Annotated in this window: 5 protein-coding genes and 1 pseudogene; 1 reads left to right on the forward strand and 5 read right to left on the reverse strand. The window is 42.2% G+C overall.

The features are described from left to right. A partial coding sequence (locus tag Q1V93_RS16940) for a zinc-binding dehydrogenase (protein WP_300666306.1) occupies positions 1 to 664 on the reverse strand: 664 nt, incomplete at its 3' end. A gap of 95 nt (positions 665 to 759) precedes the next feature. Here Q1V93_RS16940 and Q1V93_RS16945 point away from each other — a divergent pair. Next, positions 760 to 1581, forward strand: coding sequence for a universal stress protein (locus tag Q1V93_RS16945; protein ID WP_300666308.1), 822 nt, complete (start codon positions 760 to 762; stop codon positions 1579 to 1581). A 79-nt stretch (positions 1582 to 1660) separates the two neighbouring features. Here the strand turns inward: Q1V93_RS16945 and rsmI are convergent, their stop codons facing one another. From rsmI to Q1V93_RS19430, 4 genes and pseudogenes are all read right to left on the reverse strand, one after another. Further along, positions 1661 to 2335, reverse strand: a complete 675-nt coding sequence (gene rsmI / locus Q1V93_RS16950) for a 16S rRNA (cytidine(1402)-2'-O)-methyltransferase (protein WP_300666310.1) — start codon at positions 2333 to 2335, stop codon at positions 1661 to 1663. Between the two features lie 50 nt (positions 2336 to 2385). Beyond that, the gene (locus Q1V93_RS16955) at positions 2386 to 3138 is read right to left on the reverse strand and encodes an RDD family protein (RefSeq protein ID WP_300666312.1); all 753 of its coding nucleotides are present in this window, start codon (positions 3136 to 3138) and stop codon (positions 2386 to 2388) included. Between the two features lie 49 nt (positions 3139 to 3187). Then, positions 3188 to 3400: a hypothetical protein gene (locus Q1V93_RS19425; RefSeq protein ID WP_367183831.1), complete on the reverse strand. Its 213-nt coding sequence runs from the start codon at positions 3398 to 3400 to the stop codon at positions 3188 to 3190. Beyond that, a pseudogene (locus Q1V93_RS19430) lies at positions 3391 to 3780 on the reverse strand (endonuclease/exonuclease/phosphatase family protein); the annotation flags it as partial. The gene Q1V93_RS19425 and the pseudogene Q1V93_RS19430, both read right to left, overlap by 10 nt. Between the last annotated feature and the right edge of the window lie 46 nt (positions 3781 to 3826).

Consider the following 3826-nt stretch of genomic DNA (forward strand, 5'->3'; position numbering starts at 1 on the left):
ACCCCGCAACCGGATTGAAGCTGACATCCAGTCGATCCTTGCTCAAAAGAGCGGCGATTTTCTCCGAATAATCTCCTTCTTTATAATTAATCACTTCATCCGCGCCCAAATTGCGTACCAACGTTTCTTTTTCCTTCGAACTGACTTTCGCAATCACATACGCTCCTTTCATTTTACAAAGCTGAATCAACGCGGTTCCCACTCCGCCGGCTGCTGCGTGAATCAAAACGCGTTCTCCTGCATGCACATTCGCTGAGCGATACACCATGTAATAAGCCGTTACAAACTGGGTAGCCAAAGACAAGGCAACTCCGGCATCCATTTCGTCGATCACCGAAACAGCATACTCTTCCGTAATGACATGTTTGGAATATCCTCCGAAACGACAAAAGCCAACAACCCGTTTCCCCAATAACGCGGAATCTACTTCACTGCCAACTTCAGTGATCAAACCAACCACTTCATATCCGATGACACAGGGCATTGGAGGAGCTTCCCGATACAGGCCCAAACGAGCCATTACATCTGCATAATTCAATCCGAAAGCCTGAACCTCGATAAGAACTTGTTTACTTTTCAATTCGGGCAAGGTGGTACTTCTCAACTCAAAGGCAGATTCTGCATTGCCCTTTTTTATCAAATGAAATGCTTCTGTTTGTTTCATATGCAAATTTAAAGTAAAAAGTTAGTGAGATTGTTTTGATTTCTGTCCGAGAAAGCTAAAAAGTGTTACTTTTAGTCAAACTTAAATTTGATACAATGGCAGCTACATTCCACTATCTTGTTCCGATTGATTTTACTCCTGTAACTGAAAATGCGTTGGTTTTTGCTTTAGATGCGGCAAAGTATAACAAAGGCGATATTGTTTTATTGCATATCATTGCGCATGCAAAAGAACGGATTGCAGCTGAGAAACAACTTCGGGACCTGGCAGCGAAGTATCAAAGTCCGGAGGTTACGATCTCTACACGTGTTGTGATCGGGAAAGTTTTAAGAGATATCGGATTGATTGCCGATTCAATCGGAGTGCAGCTCATCATTATGGGAACTCACAGTACTTCCATTTGGCAAAAAATCTTTGGAAGCCCTGCCCTTTCGGTTATTTCAAACAGCAATGTTCCGATCATTCTTACACAACAGGATACTTCTTTCCATAAGATCAAGTCGATTGTAATGACCGTGGATTTGGCACGGGAAAGCGTTCAGGTTGTCAGATATGCATCCAGAGTTGCACAGATATTTAATTCCAAAATTTACCTGGTTGGTCAACGTTATTCCGATGAAGGTTTAATGAAAAAAATCGACGTGAATCTGAGAGTTGCAAACGGCTATTTGCAGGACAATGGTTTGGCAACAACTGTTCATTTGCTGGACTCCAGCAACTTTGAGAAAAACCTGATCGACTATTGCCGCGAGGTAAAAGCAAACCTGTTGGCTGCTACGCATTACCAGGACATGTTCTCGATCTTTTCAACCAACCTGGTTCAGAGTTTGGCAGAAAACGAACTTTCTATTCCGGTGATGACTTTTGACGGTGAAGACACCTCATCAGGAGCGCAGTTCGGGTTTATTACACAATAGATTTCAGGACTTCAGGATATTAGGATTTTAAGACTTGAATGGTCTTAAGTATATAAATAACGGATAGGTTTGAAAAAGCTTATCCGTTTCCTTTTACCAGCAATACGATTTCTCCTTTTGGCGGAGTTGTCTGGAAATGTTTCAGAACGTCTTCCGCTCTGCCACGAACGAATTGTTCGAAGAGTTTGCTGATCTCACGGGCAACGCAGACTTCTCTGTCCGGCCCCAGGAAATTGACGCATTCCTCCAATGCTTTTACAATCCGGTGCGGTGATTCGTAGAGAACAATGGTTCTTTCTTCTTCCTTGTAAGAAAGCCATTTCGTTTGACGGCCTTTTTTATGCGGTAAAAATCCTTCATACAGAAAACGATCGCAAGGGAAACCACTTGCAACCAAAGCCGGAACAAAGGCTGTCGGACCCGGTAAACACGTTACTTCCAAACCAGCTTCAACGCACGCTCTTACCAACAAAAAACCCGGATCGGAAATAGCCGGTGTTCCTGCATCCGAAACAAGCACGGTGCATTGATTTTCCCGAACTGTCTGAACAGAACGTTCCAATTGCTTATGTTCATTGTGCGCATGAAAGGGTATGATTTGCTTTCCGGTAATTTCCAGGTGAGAAAGCAATTTTTTAGTGACACGTGTGTCTTCGGAATAAATCAACTCAGCTTCTTTCAGCAAACGAATTGCTCTTAAAGTAATATCTTCCAGATTTCCAACCGGAGTTGGAACAACATATAACACACCCATTTTATTTTCTCTTTGTTGTGTACGAGAATTCCGTATACTGCTTTTTATTTTTAACGTGTTAATACCACGTAGTCCTGCAGGACCGTTTTTAAGAACTCCATTCGTTTCGAAGGAGTTTCGGTAAGCCCCATCAAGCGAGCCGTTTCATCTGCCAATTCAATCGCAAAGTCTTTGTTTGCCTGATTCGGATAACGCTGTACTCTTAAAATCGTGTTTTTGATCAGCAACATGTCTTCGTCCGAGAAGCGGATTACATTGGGATAAGTAGGAATGTGCGTATCCGAATTTTTAATCGACAAAACATCTTTCAATCCATACAATTGTGTATCCTTCACTTTGATCACCACCGTATCTGCCATGATATCCCCGATGCGCTGTCTTTTCTCCGTTGTTCCGGCAACCAGTAAGGCCAGAAACCCGAAACCGCCCACCCAGATATCCACAATTCGGAAGATCCAGCGCGTAAAATATTCTCTCAAACCTGCCGTTTCACCGTTGCTTTTCACAACGCGGATTCCCATGATCAACTTTCCTAAAGAACGCCCGTTTGTAAAGTATTCGATTACCGGAGAATACAAAAGCCATGGCAGACGAATGAGAAAAGCTGTCAGAAAAGAATCCCTGTTTGCTCTGGAATTCAGATCCAGATCGAACAGGTTCTTATTGATGAAATAACTTGCCAGCAGAAAATAGATGCAAAGGAAAACCAGATCCAAAAACGCCGCAACTGCTCTATAAACAGGACTTGCCAGTTCATAATCAATGGTAACAAACTGCGAGGTAGTAAAAGAAATTGTCTTCATTTGGTCTTAGATCTTCCTCCGAAAATACAAATTATCCGAACAAACTTCGTTATTTCAAAATAATCCGAATCGGAAGGTGATCGGAATATCCGCCGTAATAGTTACTTCCTCCATATGTTGTTGAAGGTTTTTTACTTCCGTCTTTCTGTGTGAAAAGCAATTTTTCTTCATACACAATGATTCCGTCGTTCGGCTCCAGTTGAATTCCGTTCGTTCCTTTGTAAATCGCTGTTGAAATAATAAAATGATCCAAAACTCCCATTGTCCTTTGAAGTTATGGGTTCCTTTTCCGGCTTTATGATCATCTGCAAATAAATCCAGCAAATCAGCGGTTTTATCCGTTACTTCTTTTGCTTTCAACACATCGTGAATGGATTTATTATCCGGATGATCATTGAAATCTCCCATCAAAACGATGTTTGCCTTCGGGTCAGCTTTCAGGATTTCATCCACTTTTGCACGCGCAACTTTTGCAGCCTGAATTCTTCTGATTTCGGATTCATCTTCACCGCCTCTTCTTGACGGCCAGTGATTGACAAACAAGTGAATGATCTTTCCTCCTTGCAATTGCCCTTTCACATACAAGATGTCGCGTGTTTTGAAGTCCGGAATAGAATCAATCGAAACGTTTAGGTTTTCCATCGAAAGGAGCTTGAAACAGTCCTTGTCGTACAACAATCCGCAATCA

Source organism: Fluviicola sp. (assembly GCF_030151805.1).
Lineage (GTDB): Bacteria > Bacteroidota > Bacteroidia > Flavobacteriales_D > Crocinitomicaceae > Fluviicola.

Excerpts from the sequence above, each read along its gene's own strand:
- Q1V93_RS16945 (WP_300666308.1), top strand. The coding sequence starts at position 760 with ATGGCAGCTACATTCCACTATCTTGTTCCGATTGATTTTACTCCTGTA.
- rsmI (WP_300666310.1), bottom strand. The coding sequence starts at position 2,335 with ATGGGTGTGTTATATGTTGTTCCAACTCCGGTTGGAAATCTGGAAGAT.
- Q1V93_RS16955 (WP_300666312.1), bottom strand. The coding sequence starts at position 3,138 with ATGAAGACAATTTCTTTTACTACCTCGCAGTTTGTTACCATTGATTAT.
- Q1V93_RS19425 (WP_367183831.1), bottom strand. The coding sequence starts at position 3,400 with ATGGGAGTTTTGGATCATTTTATTATTTCAACAGCGATTTACAAAGGA.